This window comes from Allobacillus halotolerans (assembly GCF_018967645.1).
Lineage (GTDB): Bacteria > Bacillota > Bacilli > Bacillales > Alkalibacillaceae > Allobacillus > Allobacillus halotolerans.
Window position 1 is genome coordinate 86,021 of record NZ_JAHLZF010000004.1, and the last position, 17,980, is coordinate 104,000.

The 17,980-nt window shown below is 38.2% G+C and carries 14 protein-coding genes and 1 other annotated feature; of the genes, 3 read left to right on the forward strand and 11 right to left on the reverse strand.

Annotation, left to right across the window (positions count from 1 at the left end; all coding sequences use genetic code 11):
- Window positions 1-123 precede the first annotated feature (123 nt).
- The 8 genes from KQ486_RS04350 to nfsA form a co-directional block, all read right to left on the reverse strand.
- Window positions 124-312, reverse strand: a complete 189-nt coding sequence (locus KQ486_RS04350; RefSeq protein WP_144160890.1) for a hypothetical protein — start codon at window positions 310-312, stop codon at window positions 124-126.
- A 187-nt stretch (window positions 313-499) separates the two neighbouring features.
- Window positions 500-1,222: an EAL domain-containing protein gene (locus tag KQ486_RS04355; protein ID WP_144160893.1), complete on the reverse strand. Its 723-nt coding sequence runs from the start codon at window positions 1,220-1,222 to the stop codon at window positions 500-502.
- 268 nt (window positions 1,223-1,490) lie between these two features.
- Window positions 1,491-3,461: an ABC transporter permease gene (locus tag KQ486_RS04360; protein WP_216686879.1), complete on the reverse strand. Its 1,971-nt coding sequence runs from the start codon at window positions 3,459-3,461 to the stop codon at window positions 1,491-1,493.
- Entirely contained in the window at window positions 3,451-4,212 is a 762-nt protein-coding gene (locus tag KQ486_RS04365; protein ID WP_216686880.1) for an ABC transporter ATP-binding protein, read from the reverse strand. Before KQ486_RS04365 ends, KQ486_RS04360 begins: the two co-directional genes overlap by 11 nt.
- Window positions 4,213-4,351: 139 nt before the next feature.
- Window positions 4,352-5,356, reverse strand: coding sequence for a sensor histidine kinase (locus tag KQ486_RS04370; protein WP_216686881.1), 1,005 nt, complete (start codon window positions 5,354-5,356; stop codon window positions 4,352-4,354).
- Entirely contained in the window at window positions 5,353-6,039 is a 687-nt protein-coding gene (locus KQ486_RS04375; RefSeq protein ID WP_216686882.1) for a response regulator transcription factor, read from the reverse strand. The genes KQ486_RS04370 and KQ486_RS04375 overlap by 4 nt, the downstream gene beginning before the upstream one ends.
- Window positions 6,040-6,200: 161 nt before the next feature.
- Window positions 6,201-7,769, reverse strand: coding sequence for an acyl-CoA synthetase MbcS (gene mbcS, locus KQ486_RS04380; protein WP_216686883.1), 1,569 nt, complete (start codon window positions 7,767-7,769; stop codon window positions 6,201-6,203).
- A gap of 262 nt (window positions 7,770-8,031) precedes the next feature.
- Complete coding sequence (gene nfsA, locus KQ486_RS04385; protein ID WP_216686884.1) at window positions 8,032-8,778, reverse strand: oxygen-insensitive NADPH nitroreductase; 747 nt, start codon at window positions 8,776-8,778, stop codon at window positions 8,032-8,034.
- Between the two features lie 124 nt (window positions 8,779-8,902).
- Between nfsA and KQ486_RS04390 the strand changes: the two genes are divergently transcribed.
- Window positions 8,903-9,565 carry a peroxiredoxin gene (locus KQ486_RS04390; RefSeq protein WP_216686885.1) on the forward strand — a complete coding sequence of 221 codons (663 nt, stop codon included), beginning with the start codon at window positions 8,903-8,905 and terminating at the stop codon, window positions 9,563-9,565.
- Between the two features lie 89 nt (window positions 9,566-9,654).
- Here the strand turns inward: KQ486_RS04390 and KQ486_RS04395 are convergent, their stop codons facing one another.
- Complete coding sequence (locus KQ486_RS04395; RefSeq protein WP_246569189.1) at window positions 9,655-12,408, reverse strand: UPF0182 family membrane protein; 2,754 nt, start codon at window positions 12,406-12,408, stop codon at window positions 9,655-9,657.
- 105 nt (window positions 12,409-12,513) lie between these two features.
- Entirely contained in the window at window positions 12,514-12,846 is a 333-nt protein-coding gene (locus tag KQ486_RS04400) for a hypothetical protein (RefSeq protein WP_216686886.1), read from the reverse strand.
- On the opposite strand from KQ486_RS04400, the gene KQ486_RS04405 reads away from it, so the two are divergent.
- Window positions 12,836-12,997, forward strand: coding sequence for a hypothetical protein (locus KQ486_RS04405; RefSeq protein WP_216686887.1), 162 nt, complete (start codon window positions 12,836-12,838; stop codon window positions 12,995-12,997). The two genes, KQ486_RS04400 and KQ486_RS04405, sit on opposite strands and share 11 nt — an antisense overlap.
- 103 nt (window positions 12,998-13,100) lie before the next feature.
- Here the strand turns inward: KQ486_RS04405 and tyrS are convergent, their stop codons facing one another.
- The gene (tyrS, locus tag KQ486_RS04410) at window positions 13,101-14,369 is read right to left on the reverse strand and encodes a tyrosine--tRNA ligase (RefSeq protein WP_144160917.1); all 1,269 of its coding nucleotides are present in this window, start codon (window positions 14,367-14,369) and stop codon (window positions 13,101-13,103) included.
- Window positions 14,370-14,430: 61 nt separating this feature from the next.
- Window positions 14,431-14,632 (reverse strand) — a binding site (T-box leader).
- 168 nt (window positions 14,633-14,800) lie between these two features.
- Between tyrS and KQ486_RS04415 the strand changes: the two genes are divergently transcribed.
- The gene (locus tag KQ486_RS04415; protein WP_216686888.1) at window positions 14,801-17,899 is read left to right on the forward strand and encodes a transglycosylase domain-containing protein; all 3,099 of its coding nucleotides are present in this window, start codon (window positions 14,801-14,803) and stop codon (window positions 17,897-17,899) included.
- Window positions 17,900-17,980: the final 81 nt, after the last annotated feature.

A 17,980-nucleotide genomic window follows, 5' to 3' on the forward strand; every position in this document is an offset into this window, starting at 1 on the left:
GAGTTTTTTTATTAAGAATCACACACATTGTCTTCTAATAAATTGCAAAAAGTTACCCCCATGATATTGAATCCATCAACGTCATAGGGGTAACTTTTCCATTGTAATATGTAATGCCAAATCTTATAAAAATAAATACCAACCAATAAATCCAAAAACGATAATCAGAGGAATTAAAATGACATACATAACAGACAAACTGGAGAAACTTTTGTTTGAATTATAATCTTTCTTTCCTTGGTTACCGATCATAATCGTAATAATAAGTGCAATGATAGATACAACCATCGTGAGGAATAGGTAAAAATACATTATTTGTCCTCCTTCAATTACCTTTGCTTACCTTTATGATAACATAAACAACTGTATATTGATGTGATCGTTTTCTCAATTTTGTGTCTATCTTAAAGAAAAAATCAGCAGCAAATGTTTCATTAGAAGAAGGGCATTTAAAGACAAATAAACTTTAGAACCTATTCACCTAAAAATTTAATCTGATTTATATGAAATTCTTTAATGAGCCTGGTCTGCCAAAATAGTATCCTTGACCATAATGAATTCCTAGTTGTTTGGCTACATGACAATCTTCCTCAGTTTCTATTCCTTCCAACACGATAAAAATATTCGCAGAAAAAGATTCCATGATCGACTGAATAAATAACTTCTTTTTCGAATCCGTTTTCAAATTCATCGCATAAAAACGGTCGATTTTTGCAATGTGTGTTTCGATCTCGATACTGTTGAAAATACTATTCCCTTTACCCAGATCATCTAAGGCTATTCGAAACCCGACTTGTTTTAGCTGTTGAATATTTTTATGGAGTCTGTAAATATTCGTTTTTTCTTTTTCGTTGATTTCTATCACAATGTTCTGAAAGTCCAATGCTACTTCTTCAATGATTTTAATAAACTCTTCGTAAAAATGTTGGTGGCAAAGCGTAGAAGGAAAAATGTTAATAAACAGAGTAAATGCGCTGGGCTCTTCCTGTAAACATTCCTTTTTAAACGTTTCACACGCCAAACGAATGGATAACATATCCAACTCATATAGCAAGCCCTCGTTTTTGGCTTTCTGAAAAAGCACCTCTGGATTCGGGATCTCTTCCGAACGGATGAGCGCTTCAAACCCAATGATTTCATCGTTCGACAAATTTATGATGGGTTGAAAAACATGAAATATATTAAGCTTTTTAATTGGAGAAATTTCGTTTATGTATGCCACTGAACAATTCCGTCCTTATGTATTAAATTCTATTGTATACGTTTAGTATAGCGAAATTTGTTACATTTTACTATGAAATTTTTCCGTTACAGTTTATATATCGGCAGAAACGGCCAAGTGTTTAACAAAGAATACTTAATTTTCACTTCAGGCTTCAGTGAAGATAGTTTTTAACGCTAATGAAATAAGCTCCGTCATTTTTTTGTAAAATAACGGAGCTTATTTTGAACTTGCCCTCTATTGAGAACTTGATGTATTCAAAGAAAGTTTATAAAGCTTCTTGAATGATTTTTCTATAATACAACACGGATAACAAACCAAACAGTGAATAAAGAATTGCATATACAATCATGACAATTAACATCGGAGTCCATACTTCTGTTCCAAAGAAAAACCACCCAGACTGAACAGCAAAGTAACTATGAAGCAATCCGACCAATAAAGGAATTCCAAAGTTGAAAAATTGCTTGAGCTGAATACCTTTTATTAAATCTTGTTGTGTAAACCCTAACTTTCTCAGAATCGTATAGCTCGGTTTCTCATTTTCACTTTCATCCATTTGCTTGAAATACAATATACAACCTGATGTCACTAAAAACGTGAGACCTAGAAATCCAACGATAAACATAATTAAGCCCATGTTCATCCTTTGATTTCGAGCCATGTTTTGTTGTGAATCATTTCCTGCCCATCGATCTATTTCTTCAGTTAGAAAAAGCTCATTTGCTTTCTCAATATCTTGCTCGCTAACATCGATGCCTCTGAAGGTCATAGCACCTCCATCTTGTGATCGTTGTTGTAATTCGGGGTCCATATCCGTTTTCAATTGTTGGTATTTCGCTTCATCGACAATACCGATCGGCATTCCGCCCCCATTTGTAAAGTAGTTCGAGACATAGTACTCACGATTCAATCCTATAAATTTCATCGAGAATTGTTCGCTCTCTGTCTTAATTGTTGCTTCTCCCGATTTTTTAAATGACATGAATCGTTGAAGAAAGTCTGAATAACCGGATAGAAAGAAGTGATTTTCATCCACATCAATTTCCTCGATCGATTCATCACTGATAATCGGTAATTGTAGTTCACTTGGATTCATCGTCACTGAAGAGTCCTCATCATAGTTAAAATCCATAATATTTGTTGCATCTAACTCGACATTGAATACTTCGATTTGATTTACCTGATAATCGATACCGTTCTCTTCTAATATTGACGTAAATTGTTTATAACTTTCCTCATTTACTAAAGAGAAATCATTAATGACAAAATTCTCTGCTTGCTTCTCAGCTGAATAGTAAGAGATATAACTTAAACTTAGTAACCCGATTGCTAGGGCAGACACTGTCGTAATGATTGTCAGCAATAAAGCATTTGACTTCATTCGAAACATAATCGACGATGTTGATAGGACTTGATTAATTGATAAATAACCTTTATGGCTTTTCCGAATCAATTGCAAAACAAAAGTGACGGAACCTTTATAAAATAGGTATGTCCCTACTATAACTGCTCCTAAAATAAATGCCATCGCATAGAACAGTTCATTGGTTGTACTGAAGTCTCCACTAAATAGCTGTTGGGAAACAACATAACCAGAAATGATGAAACCAATACCTAACAGACCGAGTAATACTTGAAAAATCGATAGCCTCTTCACCTTGATCTCCGTTGACTGCTGAATCGTAAATAAGGATAGTATACTTTCTCTTTTAATAAACAAATAATTGACGAACATAATGAGTAAGTAAATGATACCAAAGACGATCAGTGTCTGTTTAAGTGCTTCCGTAGAGAAATGCATCGTCGCAATATCGGTTACATCGGTTAATTTATACACAATCATAACCATTAACTTAGAAATTGAAAATCCAACACCAATTCCAATTGCTAATGACACAAGATAAAGAATTAAGTTTTCTATCGTCAACAGTCGAAAAACCTTACCCTTCGTCATCCCAATAAGTTGAAACAATGCAATTTCATTGCTGCGTCGCTTAATAAATAGGTTATTTGCGTAAACTAAAAACACACCAACAATTAAGATTAAAACAATCGTACCTGCTCGGACTGCTGCTTGCCCTTTGATCGTTCCAGTTGCTGGATCCATTGAAGCGTCGTATTGAAGCGTTACAAATGCAAAATAAATGGATACACTAAAAATTAAAGCAAATACGTACAAATAATAATTTCTTAGATTATTCTTCAAGTTTCGATAGATCAATTGATTAACGTTCATGTTGCACCCCGCCTAACACGCCTTGCGTTTTCACAATATCGTTGAAGAATAATTGTTGGTCTTCATCGCCCTTATTTAATTGTGAGTACACCTCTCCATCTTTCAACAAAACGACACGATCACTATAACTGGCAGCCACTGGATCATGCGTAACCATTAAGATGGTTGCTTTGTGTTTCTCATTCATTTCAACCATTTTGTTCAATAAGTTTGAAGCGGCTTTCGAATCAAGTGCACCCGTCGGCTCATCTGCAAAAATGATACTCGGTTGATGAATAAATGCCCGTGCTGCAGATGTTCTCTGTTTTTGACCACCTGAAATTTCACTTGGATACTTATTCCGTTGTTCATAAATCCCCAATTCCTTTGCAGCCAAGTCGAATTTTTCGTTTGCTTGCTGCCGTGAAACCTTTTGGATTGATAAAGGAAGCAATATATTTTCTTTGACGGTTAACGTATCAAGTAAATTGTATTCCTGAAAAATAAAACCTAAATGATGCTTCCGAAACTCAGCAAGCTTTTTGGATTTCATGTTTGTAATTATGTGTCCATCAATCGTTATTGTTCCGTGACTCACTTGATCGATTGATGATAGCACATTCAATAACGTCGTTTTTCCTGAACCCGAAGGTCCCATAATCGTCACGAATTCTCCTTGATCGATGGTAAAATCAATTCCTTTTAACACTTCCGTACGGTTGAACTTGTTACCAAAGCTTTTATAAATCTTTTGAGCCTTCAATAAATGCATGGCTGATTCCCCTCTCGTTATTTCTGTCTTTATTGTATCGTGACAATCATATAGACTCCTTTGTTTTAACGAACAAATAGAAAAAGCATATGACATTTTTGTCACATGCTTTTCAGGTTGATCACGTGAACCGTTATCATTAGTAAGATGTCCATAACTCGGCGATTTCATTTCTCTTCGGAAAGATTAACATAAACGACGTTCCGACCGTATGTTGTGACTCAACCTTAATTTGAATATGCAGAGATTCGGCGGCTTGTTTCGCTAAATACAGACCCATACCAGTTGCCCCGTGATCTTTCTGCACCGTCGAAGTGAATCCTTTTTCAAATATTCTCGGTATGTCTTTTGACAAAATCCCTTGGCCTTCATCTCGTATTGAAAGAATAACTTGGCCATTCTGTTGTTCGCTTTGTATATATATATCAGATTTTTCACTATACTTCACTGCATTAGATAGCAATTGTCTGACGATAAAGGAGAGCCATTTGGTATCTGTCAGAACGACCTCTTCTCGTAAATCAATATCAAAACCAATATTCTTATACATACACCATGATTTCATCGTACGAATCTCTTCATGAATCAACGGTTCGAGTAAGACTTCTTCCACATACAAGTCGCTTTCAATCACAGCAATCCGCTTCCGATGGAGCTGCTGATCAAGCAACATATGGATGCGTAGCCACTCGAAGTCCAAGTCCGACTTTAAGGCAGGGTTCTCAATACGATCAATGATTAAACTCATTGCACTAAGCGGTGTTTTCACTTCATGAATCCATGAAAGCAGTTCGTCTTTTTCTTCTTCCAATTGAATCCGATTTTCTGTTTCCATCGATTTGAGTTTGTCAAATTGCTGATGAACCCGATGTGCGACCACTCTTTCAAATGGTCTAAAAGGTGTTGGTATTTCCGAGGTATCAAATTGGTCTGTTTGATTGTCCAATGCTTTGTAAAATTTTGTTTCACGTAGATAACGAATAATGAGAAAGATGACAAAGATGATTGAGGTCAGAAATACAAAGTATCTGACAGAATGGAGTGACCAATTTTCATCTAGGTAAGCCATAAACAGAAGGAGTAATTCAAAAAGCACAAATATACTTATCCAACTTTTCCGTTCGTTTAAGTAGTTCAACATCATTCTGTATTGCCTTCTTTAGCAATATATCCTTGTCCGACTTTCGTTTCAATATAATCGCCAAGATCAATTTCATGTAATTTTTTTCGTAAGCGATTTACATTAACAGTTAATGTATTATCACTTATAAATCGTTCGTCATTCCACAAACGATGAATCAATTCCTCTCTTGTAACGATATTATTTTTCTTTTCTAGCAGTCCTTTTAATATGAAAGCTTCGTTTTTTGTTAACTCAATGGACGTTTCATTTGTGGACACCAAGTTTTTCTCAAAATCGATGGTTGCACCTGCCCACGTTTTTAATTGAACTTGATCATTATTATAATTGTAAACTCTTCTAAGAATGGCTTGAATTTTGGCAATCAATACATCAAAGTGAAATGGTTTTTGAATATAATCATCCGCTCCAAGCTGCATGGACATGACCATATCGGTCGGATGATCACGTGATGATAAAAAGATAATGGGTACACTTGATGTTGACCGGATCATTCGGCACCAATGAAATCCATCAAACCTCGGTAATTGGATGTCGATGATAATTAAATCAGGTTGGATTGCGCTATATTCTTCCATCACTTTTGAAAAGTCTTCAATACCATATACTTCATAAGACCATTGTATAAGCCGTTCCTTTATTTCATGGAATAAGCTTTTATCATCTTCAATGACTAAGATTTTCATTCCGACACCTACATTTCTTAAAGAGTGACTATTGTTTAGTATATCGACTGCATTTTTGTTCGACAAGAGAATGCATGGACTATTTCAATAATATATTTTTATTATCATACAAGTTAAAACTCCTCACCACAACTTGGTAAGGAGTCATTTTAGCTTTCGTTTTAATTCATTTCTTGTTTCCGTAATTCCACTCGTCTAATTTTTCCAGAAGTCGTTTTAGGTAAGTCATCGATAAATTCAATTTCTCGCGGATACTTATATGGTGCTGTCAAATCCTTCACATGATCTTGAAGTTCTTTGATCAATTCATCTGAAGGTACATTGTCACCTTTCAATACGATAAATGCTTTGACAATATTCCCACGAACTTCATGTGGGCTGGCGACTACTGCACATTCTTGAACAGCTGGGTGCTTTACAAGAGCATCTTCAACTTCGAATGGTCCAATGGTATAACCAGAACTAATGATGATATCATCGCTTCTTCCTTCAAACCAATAATAACCTTCTTCGTCTTTTGATGCTTGGTCACCTGTCACGTAATAATTTCCACGTCTGGACGCCGCTGTGCGTTCAGGGTCTTTGTAATACTCACGGAAAAGAGCTGGCGTATCAAGTTTGACAGCGATATCCCCTACCTCTCCTGTTTTTACCGGTTGACCAAGGTCATCAATAATATCGACATCATTTCCTGGTGTCGGTTTACCCATAGCACCTGGCTTCACTTCCATATCTTTCATGAATCCTAACAGTAGTGTATTTTCAGTCTGGCCGTATCCATCACGTACGGTAATATCAAAATACTTTTTAAAGGTGTTGATGACTTCAACGTTCAATGGCTCTCCAGCAGACACAGCGCTGTGCAATGCAGACAGGTCATATTGGTCCAAGTTATCTTCTTTGGCCATCAAGCGATATTCTGTCGGTGTACAACATAGCACGTTGACTTTTTCATCCTGCAAAAGAGTTAAGTAAGTGCTTGGTTTAAATTTACCATTATAGACAAAACCAGTTGCACCTGAACCTAATACAGAGAGAAAAGGACTCCAAATCCATTTTTGCCACCCTGGACCTGCTGTAGCCCAAACTTTATCTCCTTCGTTAATGGATAACCAATTCGGAGCGGCCGTTTTTAAATGGGCATATCCCCATCCATGTGTATGAACGACACCTTTTGGATTACCGGTTGTTCCGGATGTATAAGGTAAAAATGCAATATCATCTCTCTCCGTATTTGCCATTTCCAGTTCGTCAGACTCTTCAGTCATTAACTCATCTAGAAACTCCCAACCCTCAACAGCTTGACCGACAGAGAACTTCACCAATTCATCGTATTCTTCCAATCCATTATATTGGTCAACAAAAGGATAATAAGAAATGACTCCTCTCGCTTCACTATGACTCACACGGTATTGTAAATCTTTTGTTTTTAACATTTCCGAGCTCGGGATGACGATGACTCCTGTTTTCATGGCAGCAAGATAAACTTCATACGCTTTGATCAGGCGAGGAATCATAACTAGGACTTTGTCTCCTCGTCGAAGGCCATTTTTCATAAAAGCGTTTCCAATTTTATTAACGTTTTTCATTAAATCATCATACGTACATTCTTCTCGATTACCTTCTTCATCCAACCAAACAATCGCTTTTTTGCCAGAACCATCAGCATATTTTTCCATTTCGTTTACAATGTTGTAAGTTGCAGGGGCAATTAAATCTGTTTTATTCATCTAGTTCCAACTCCCTTTCTAATTATGTTGTATCATTATATCAAAATTTTAGAATATTTTAAATTGATTAATTAAAAAGAATGAAATTTATTTGTGTGATTATCAATACAGGCAAGTCTATCAATCGTTTGTTTAGTAATTAATTATACTCAATTCAAAAAACACCCCCATAGGAACGCTCTGTGCGTCGCTTGGGGGTGTTAATGAATTCAGTTACTGTAATCAAGGTTCAATCTTTCAAAAAGTTCTAGATAAAGATTAACTATGCTTTGTTGAATCCTTTTCCTTGAACAAAGTCTTTCATATTCATACGAACTTGCTTGCTCAGCATGTTCGTCATTTGATCGGACCAACGATCCTGTCTCTGACCACTTGTTCTCGTATCGTAGTAACTGGAGACGGTCTCGTCATATTCTTTCAATTGATTCGTATATACTTCAACGTCTTGATTATATTTCCCTTCATGATACACATGGTGTAAAGGTAAACGCGGTTTTGGATTCGACTGGTCTGCTGGATAACCAATCGTCATTCCGAATAACGGGATGACATGTGAAGGCAACTCCAAATATTCTGCGATCGATTCAATGTTATTTCGGATACCACCTAAATAACAGATTCCAAGTCCCATAGACTCAGCTGCAATAGCTGCATTTTGTGCGGCAAGCGTTGTGTCCGTAATGCCAACAATGAATTTTTCTGTACTTTCTAACGTGTCGGCAATCGATTCTCCTTTATTTTCAGCCATTAACTCATGGCGGTAAAAGTCAGCACAAAAAATGAGAACACGGCTGGCATGTTCCACATGTGTGTTTTTAGAAAGCTCAGCTATTTTTTTCTTTCCGTCATCGTCTTTAATACCGATGATCGAATATGCTTGGACAAAACTACTCGTGGAAGCGCTTTGTGCAGCTTGAATAATGGTTTCGATTTGTTCATCAGATACGGGTTCATTCGTATATTTCCGAATGGAACGGTGATTTAGGATTGTTTCAATCGTTGTATTCATTCATCATACCTCCATTTATTTTCAATCTATATCGTATATTAGTTCACAAATCGTTTGCAAGGGATTATAATAGAATATAAATCCTAGTAAACATATAGGAATTAAATTATAGGAGGGTTACACTATGTCTGAAGCAATGAATCAGCAACCTGAGATTCGCATACCACGTGTAGGTGAAAAAGCACCTCATTTTGAAGCATTAACAACTCAAGGAATGAAAAGGTTGGAAGACTACCAAGGGAAGTATTTAGTATTGTTCTCCCATCCAGCAGATTTCACACCTGTTTGCACAACTGAATTTGTTGCTTTCCAAGCGATCTATCCACAGCTCCGTGAATTGAACACAGAACTGTTAGGTCTTAGTATCGACAGTAATCAGTCTCACTTAGCTTGGGTCAACAATATCGAAGAAAATTTTAATATAAAAATAGAATTTCCTGTTATTGCTGACTTGAATAAAGACGTCGCATCTAAATACGGTATGTTAACACCAGAACATAATTCCACAGAAACAAATCGCGCTGTTTTTGTCATTGATGATAAAGGAATTGTTCGTGGAATTATCTATTACCCATTACAAACGGGAAGAAACATGGACGAAATCGTTCGTTTGATTAAAGCGCTGCAAACGACTGACGAACACAAAGTTTCTACTCCTGCAAACTGGGAGCCTGGCGATAAAGTCATCGTTCCACCACCTTCCACACAACAGGAACTTGAAGAACGTAAAAAGGATGATAGCTTAGAAGTGGTTGATTGGTATCTATCCAAAAAATCACTCGACTAATTTTTCGTCAATCGTTTTGTAGATTGACCTAGTAAATTCAATACGATATTAAAACTCCTCATTCGTGATGAATGAGGAGTTTTTGTTATTTATTCCATTTCAGCTAGTTGTTCTTCGATTTGGGTCATGACGTCTGCAGCTTCCTGCCAATCTCCGTTGGATAACGCATTCTGATACTGCTCAAATAAATCGGATACTTCATTCAATAATTCATTTGCTTCTTCCAATGGAACACCTGCTTCACCTTCTTCGATTTCATCAGGTGCTGCATTGGATTCAATATAAGTCAGAATTCGATTCAGTGCTTTATCGAATGTCGATTCCATAACAATATAATCTTCATAAGCAATCACAACCTGCTTGACTTCCGGCAAGGATGTTTCATTACTTGATTCAATATAAATTGGCTCGACATACATCATGGTATCTTCAATTGGAATAGCCAATAAATTTCCGCGAATGACTTTTGATCCACCTTGAGACCATAAGTTCAATTCTTGAGAAATCGTACTATCCTGATTGATTCGGTTTTCAATCTGCTGTGGACCATAGACATTCCGTTGTTTCGGGAAGCGGTACACAATTTTCTCACCATAATGCTCGCCGTCATTACGAACACCAATCCATGCAATCATATTTTGTCGCTGTCGTGGTGTGTATGGCATCATCAATACAAATTCCTCTTGTTCTGCTTCCGGCAATTTCATTGTGACATAATAAGGATCCATTTCGATGTCTTGGTCGTAATATTTCTCTGTCGGGAACTGCCAGAAATCCTCTCGGTTATAAAAGACTTCCAAGTTCTCCATGTGATAGGTTCCATACATTTCTGCCTGAATGCTGAACAATCGCTCCGGATAACGAAAATGGTCTTGTAGATTTTCTGGAATGTCATCTGTAAATAAATCCGGGAACATATTCGCATACGTTTGAACAAGTGGGTCTTCTTCATCTACGATATAAAAATTCACTTCACCGGTATAAGCATCAATTTCGATTTTTACCGAGTTTTTAATATAGTTATTTTTATCATTATATTTCTCCGCATACGGATAATGGCTATCTGTTAAATAAGCATCGATAATCCAGGCGAGACTTCCATCATCACGTACATATATATACGGATCTTTCTCATATTCAAAGAACGGTGCAATACGTTCTACACGATCTTTAATATTACGTGTAACAAGAATTTGACTTTCATCTGTCACTTGATCAGATACTAACATTCGAAATGACATCTCATTCAATGAAAAAAGTAATCGATTAAGGCCAGTGAACGGGATCCCTGTATCCGCTTCATAGCGATTGGATACGTTTGACTCGCCATCCGGATAGTCGAACTCATCAACTGCTGAATTCACAATAACCGTTGGATAGTTTTGTTCCCCGAAATAAATTTGTGGCCGTTCCACATCGATTTCACCCGAGGTCGGTAAGTTTTTCACGAGATATTCCGGTTGCCCCTGTGCTGTCACTTCATTTACGTGACTCATCGCAACGCCGTAACCATGTGTGTAGCGTAAATTTTGGTTCACCCATGTTTGAGCTTGTTCAGGTAAGTCTTTCATACTTAGTTCACGAGCACCGATAAATACTTGTTCGTACTCACCATCTATCATATATCGGTCAATATCGATATCTTCAAATTCATAATACGTCCGGAAAGTTTGTATCTGATTATAAACATCATTCAATGGGCGTGAATCATTAATCCGTATATTGTTAATCGTCATTTCATTGCGCTCGATCATCTCTTCGTCTAAAGAAGCATTTCCTGGATGATCTTTCACTTCCATATCTTCCAACTCGTAAGCTTGCCGAGTCATGGCTAAGTTTTCTTCTAGATATGGCGTCTCTTGTTGGAATTCATTAGGTGAGACGACAAATTGCTGAACGACAAAGGATGCCGCTTGACTCCCGAACAATACGAGTAAATAAAGACCAAATGGAATGACCAACCGCATATAATTCTTACGGAACAACGTCACAACGGCCCAAATAGTCGCCAACACGGTTACTGCTGCCAATACATAAGCACTTGGGATATTAATGACGTCATCTGTATAGCTCACCCCATAAACAGCACTTTTCTGAAACGCGTTTACTTTGTTAGTAAATAACGCATCATACATACCAAGGTAATGGGTTGCCGCTAATGACAAGCCAAAAATAGTGATATAAAAAGCTAACTGGACTTTAGCAATGCGGTGATGAAACGCTTGAAACATAAAATAACTAAATGCTGCGACACCCGCTAAAATCACAGAAAGGATCATCAAAACATTCAACACGAAATTCAACACTGGCAAGGTGAAAAAGTAAAATGAAAGATCATGCCCAAAATGAGGGTCTGCCTGGTTGAAGTTGACCTGATTGAACACCTTTAATACAGGTTCCCAACCTATCTTTTGGACAATAAAACTTCCAAGCAAGCCAATTAAAATGGAAATGATGATATTCGACCATGTAACCATTTTTTTCGGTCCAATTTGTTGGATAAACTTTGCCTTACCAATCGTATCGATAATAATTTTTTGCATCCCGGCAAGGGTTAAATAGGTGAAGATAAAAAACAGCAAGAATCCAGCCACGACTAAACTTATTTTCGTAATCAATGTCGTCGTATAAACTGATTCAAAACCTAATGACTCCATCCAAATATAATTCGTCAAGAAATTAAAAATGAATGGAATCATTAGCAGTAGAAGAAAAATGAAGAAAAAGATCGTTCCCCATTTAAAGATTTTCTTCTTTTGAGTAGAGGTCATTTTATTTTGATTAAAAACAACCGTTTTCGATTTGTTATTTGGCCCATTCGGACCATTCGTCGTCCAATTCATTATGTATTCCCTCTCTTTTCTTCTGGATCTATTCCATTTTATCACACCTATACGTTCTCGACATGCATTGTAGCATAACAATATTAACAATCTATCCAGCATGGATTAGGAACTGAGATAGAAAAAGAATGTTGAAGCAAAAAAATTATAGGTACGGCTGTTAACTGTTGATGTTTGGCTGCTCACTGCTGAAGTTTGGCTGCTAACTGCTGAAGATGGGCCACTAACTGCTGAAGTCGGGCCGCTCACTGCTGAAGATGGGCCACTAACTGCTGAAGTCGGACCGCTCACTGCTGAAGATGGGCCGCTAACTGTTGAAGTCGGGCCGCTCACTGCTGAAGACGAGCCGCTCACTGCTGAAGATAGGCCGCTAACTACTGAAATCGGGCCGCTGACTGCTGAAGATATGCCACTCACTGCTGGAGATATGCCGCTCACTGCTGAAGTCGTGCTGCTAACTGCTGAAGATGGGCCGCTAACTGTTGAAGTCGTGCTGCTAACTGCTGAAGATGAGCCGCTCACTGCTGAAATCGTGCCGAAGACTGCTCAAGTCACGTTTTCTAAACAAGAATTAGCCTATCGCCAGTAAATGGAGCGCCATCCAAACGGAAAACCCGAACAATTTATTTATATGTAAATTGTTCGGGTTTTAATTTTTTTATAAACTTTTTGTCCCAGTTTCCTTATTGGATTTACTGATGACGGATCAAGAAATACTTTTTCTTGCCGCGGCGAATGATGGTAAACATGCCATCCAATTTATCCTCGTCATTTACTTCATAAGCTGTATCTTGTTGACGTTCTCCATTGATATAAATAGCACCATTGGTAATATCCTCACGCGCTTGGCGTTTTGAAGAGGAAATTTTTGAGGCGACAAGTAAATCGACAAGACCAATTGAATTCTCATCTAGCTCATAGGAAGGAACATCTTTAAAGCTTTGCTCAATTTCTTTAGCATTCAAAGCTTTAATATCGCCTTCGAACAGCGCTTTAGAAATACGAATCGCTTGCTGTAAAGCTTCCTCGCTGTGAACGAGCTTTGTCATCTCTTCTGCCAGTCGTTGTTGCGCTTTCCGTTGCTCAGGACGCTCCTGCACTTCTTTTTCCAATTCGGCAATCTCTTCAAGTGAAAGGAACGTAAAGGATTTTAAAAACTTCACGACATCTCGGTCGTCTGCATTAATCCAGAATTGGTAAAATTCATATGGTGATGTTTTATCGGCATCCAACCATACGGCTCCACCGGCAGTTTTTCCAAATTTCGTCCCATCAGCTTTTGTAATCAATGGTACTGTCAGGCCGAAAGCTTTCGCCTCTTCCCCTTCTTCAGTTGTGCGGCGAATTAATTCCAATCCAGCCGTAATATTGCCCCATTGGTCACTACCGCCAATTTGAAGCGTGCAGTTTTCCAATTGATAGAGACGTTGGAAATCCAATGACTGTAAAATCATGTATGTGAATTCCGTATAAGAAATTCCTTGTCTAATTCGAGCTTCAACGGATTCTTTCGCAAGCATGTAGTTGACACTGAAATGTTTACCATAATCGCGAAGTAAATCGATGACAGACATTTTTGATAACCAATCGAAATTATTGACGGCTACTGCGCCTTTCTTCTCGTCATCAAAATCGATTAACTTTGATAATTGGCCTTTAATGTCCTCTGTCCATTGTTGCACGATTGAAGCATCGTTTAATTGTCGTTCTTCGTTTCGGCCACTTGGATCCCCAATCATACCAGTACCACCACCGACCAGTGCAATCGGACGGTGCCCTGCCATTTGGAATCTTTTTAGCATTAAAATCGGTAGTAAATGCCCGATATGCAGACTATCTGCAGTTGGATCGAATCCACAATATAAAGAAACCTGGTTCTCTTCCAAGTGTTTTTTCAAGCCATCTTCATCAGTGACCTGATTGATTAAGCCTCGTTGTTTCAACTCATCTAAAATATGCATACGGATCCTCCTAAGCTTTCTAAGCAATTTATTTTTTCCACAAAAAAATCCCACGTCCAATCATAGGGACGAGGGAATCGCGGTACCACCCTAGTTACAGCCGTAGCTGTCACTCATTTCAGATAACGGATTTACCGTCTCTAATTTTCATTAGAGAATGCTCCAAGTCGTAATTCGAAACATGAATCGGACTGGTTTGCACCGACCACCAGCTCTCTATTGCTCCTAAGACATGCTCTACTCTCACTCTTCAATACATGTATATATGCTTTTCTTTCATTTATTTAAGCATATCTGCATTTGTTTTTCAACTGGAAGTATAAAACGTTGTATTTTAAAGTCATTTAGAGTTGATTTTCTGCGTTAATCTCTAATATGTAGAGTCTATGAATCTATGCTATAATAAATTAGATTATTTAGGAGGTTTGACGATGGGTTCTAATGATTCAAAAAATAAATTCCTAAAATTTTTCCAAGATGGAAAGTTTCCTCGTTTTACTCGAATCGGTTTGGATGTCGGTTGGAATATCTTATTATTCTTTATCGTCATCGGACTTGTTGGCGGATTCGCGATCGGAGGCGTCGGATTAGGTTATTTCGCTTCGTTGGTCGATGATATGCCTGTTGAAGATGAAGAAGAAATGAAACAACTCGTTTTTGACTACGAGGAAACTTCTCATACGTACTTTGCGAATGATGTGTATATGGGTAAGCTTCGTAGTGATATTCATAGAGAAGAAACTACGTTAGATAAAGTGTCTCAACATGTAAAAGATGCAGTGATCGCAACAGAGGACGAATTATTTTATGAGCACAATGGATTCGTGCCTAAAGCGATTATGCGCGCGATGTTTCAAGAATTTACAAACGCAGATACTCAATCTGGTGGTAGTACGCTAACACAGCAAATTGTCAAGAACCAAATTCTTTCCAGTGAAGTTTCCTTTGACCGAAAAGCAAAAGAAATCTTGATTGCTTCTCGAATTGAAAAGTTCATCGAGAAAGATCAGATCTTGGAAGCTTATTTGAATATCGTGCCATTTGGACGAGACTCTTCTGGTAGAAACATTGCCGGAATCGAAGCTGCTGCTGATGGTTTGTTTGATGTAGCACCAAGTGAACTGAACTTGGCTCAAGCAGCATACATAGCAGGTATGCCGCAAAACCCGTATGCTTATACTCCCTTTCTCCAAGGCGGAGAAAAGAAAACAGAAAAAGCATTACAAGACGGTTTAGATCGTAAAAATATTGTTTTAAGCAGAATGCTAGAAGCGGGAAAAATAACAGAAGAACAATATAATGAAGCAAGAGACTTTGATGTCATTGCTAGTTTGACAGACAAAAAAGAATCACTTTTCTCAGATTACCCTTATTTGACAATTGAAATTGAAGGCCGTGCCATTGAAAAACTGGCATTGCAATTAGCCAAAAACGACGGGTATTCAAAAGAAGAGTTTTATTCAGCTGAGGAAAAAGAATCTCGAACAGAATATCGTGAACAAGCGGAACGTGATTTGAAACATAAAGGGTATAGAATCCATACAACAATCAATAAAGATATCTATGAAGCTTGGCAAGATGCTACCGAAAATTATGGGCACTTCTATCCGACGAAAACGGTCCAGGTTACTAATCCACAAACTGGCGAAGTCGAAACCCGTGAGATTCCGATTGAAACGGGTGCTTCAATGATTGAGAACAGCACAGGACGGATTATTTCGTTTGTTGGTGGACGTGGGTATGAAAATGACAATATCAACTATGCTTTTTATAATACGCGACCAAACGGGAGTACGATGAAGCCATTGCTCGGATATGGACCAGCGTTTGAACTTGGAGTCTTCCAACCAGGTTCTCCAGTTCCTGATATTGGATTTTCAATATCTCCTCCTGGCAGTGATCCTTGGTCACCATCCAACTATGCGGGTAGAGAACGTGGTATTGTGACAGCGAGAGAAGCATTGGCAAAATCCTATAACTTGCCTGCTACCCGTGTCATGCGTGGTTTGTTGGCTGTCGACAATAATCCAGCAAGATATTTAACGAAGCTTGGGATTACTGAACCAGCGGAAGAACAAAGTCAGAATCATATGCCAACAGTTCTCGGCTCTTTCTATACAACGGTGTCAGATGTGACGAGTGGTTTTACTGCTTTTTCAAATGGTGGAAAACGACCTGAGCCATTTATGATTGAAAAAATCATAGATCAAGATGGCAACCCTGTTTTTGAGCATGAGGTTAAAGAAACCGAAGTCTTTTCACCGCAGACAGCCTACCTAACCCTGGATGTCATGCGTGATGTTATTTCAAACGGTACGGCAACATATGTGAACAGTCGTTTGAACAACACAAGTGTTGATTGGGCCGGAAAAACGGGTACGTCTCAAAACTTTGCCGACGCCTGGTTTGTCGGTACAAATCCAAATGTCACAATCGGTACATGGTTCGGGTACGGATTATATGATTTAGATGCAAGTGGAAAAGTTACGGGTAGAGAAAGTAATATTATGAGTTTGAATAGTTGTCCTGGTGGTTGTTCGCTTGGTTACAGCAGTCGTAATACTGGTTACTGGTCTGAATTGGTCAATGCAGCAGCTGAAGTCGATCCAGAACTTGTAACGCCAAGCAAACGACATGAAAGCCCAGGTGGAATCGTGCAGCGTAGCTACTGCTTGATTTCCGGCAAGCTTCCAAGTGATGCGTGTCAAGCGCTCGGCTTGGTTCAAACCGATCTGTTTAATATCGAACATGTTCCGACCGAAAAAGATGATAGTGTCGTAAAAGGGAACTATGTGAAAATTGGTGATAACACGTATGAAGCTGCCGATTCGACTCCAGAAGAATTTACTGAGCAAGGCTATTTCATAAAACCTGATTTCATTGAAGATATGGGACCAGCTTGGTTCCAGATTGATGAGCTCAGTAAATTATTACCGAATAACGAGGCTTGGAATGATCTCGTCGTTCCTGAGTCTGATTCACCGAAAAACAGTAACCCTGGTACGCCAAGCGGTGTTTCCATGAGTGGTAGTACATTGACTTGGAATGACAGTAGTAACGCCATTGGTTACCGGGTCTATATGGCTAATGAAAAAGGTGGAGACTTTAAACAAATTGGGTCAACAACAGAAACTTCACTAAGTGTGCCAGCTAAAAATAGAATTTATGCTGTTCGGGCAGTAAACTTCTTTGGTAAAGAATCAAGTATGTCCAGCTCGGTCATATACGGAAACGTAACCTCAGAAGAAGAGAAGAAGAAAAAAGAAGAAGAGAAGAAAAAGAAAGAAGAACAAAAGAAGAAAGAAGAAGAACGTAAGGAAAAAGAAGAAAAGAAAAAAGAGGAAGAGCAAAAGAAAGAAGAGCAAAAGAAAGAAGAAGATAAAAAAGATGACGAAGCAAGCGGCGGAGATTCAAATGATTCTAACGGTTCCGATAATAGCGACTCCAATGGCGACAAAAACGAAGACAACGGAGACGGTGGAAACGATAAGAAGGATAAAAAGGATAAGAAAAAAGACGACGACAATTAATACTCTTCCTTTCAGACAACAACTTTTCACTGAATTCCATCAATTTAGTGGCAAGCAGCGATATCCGCTGCTTGCCGTTTT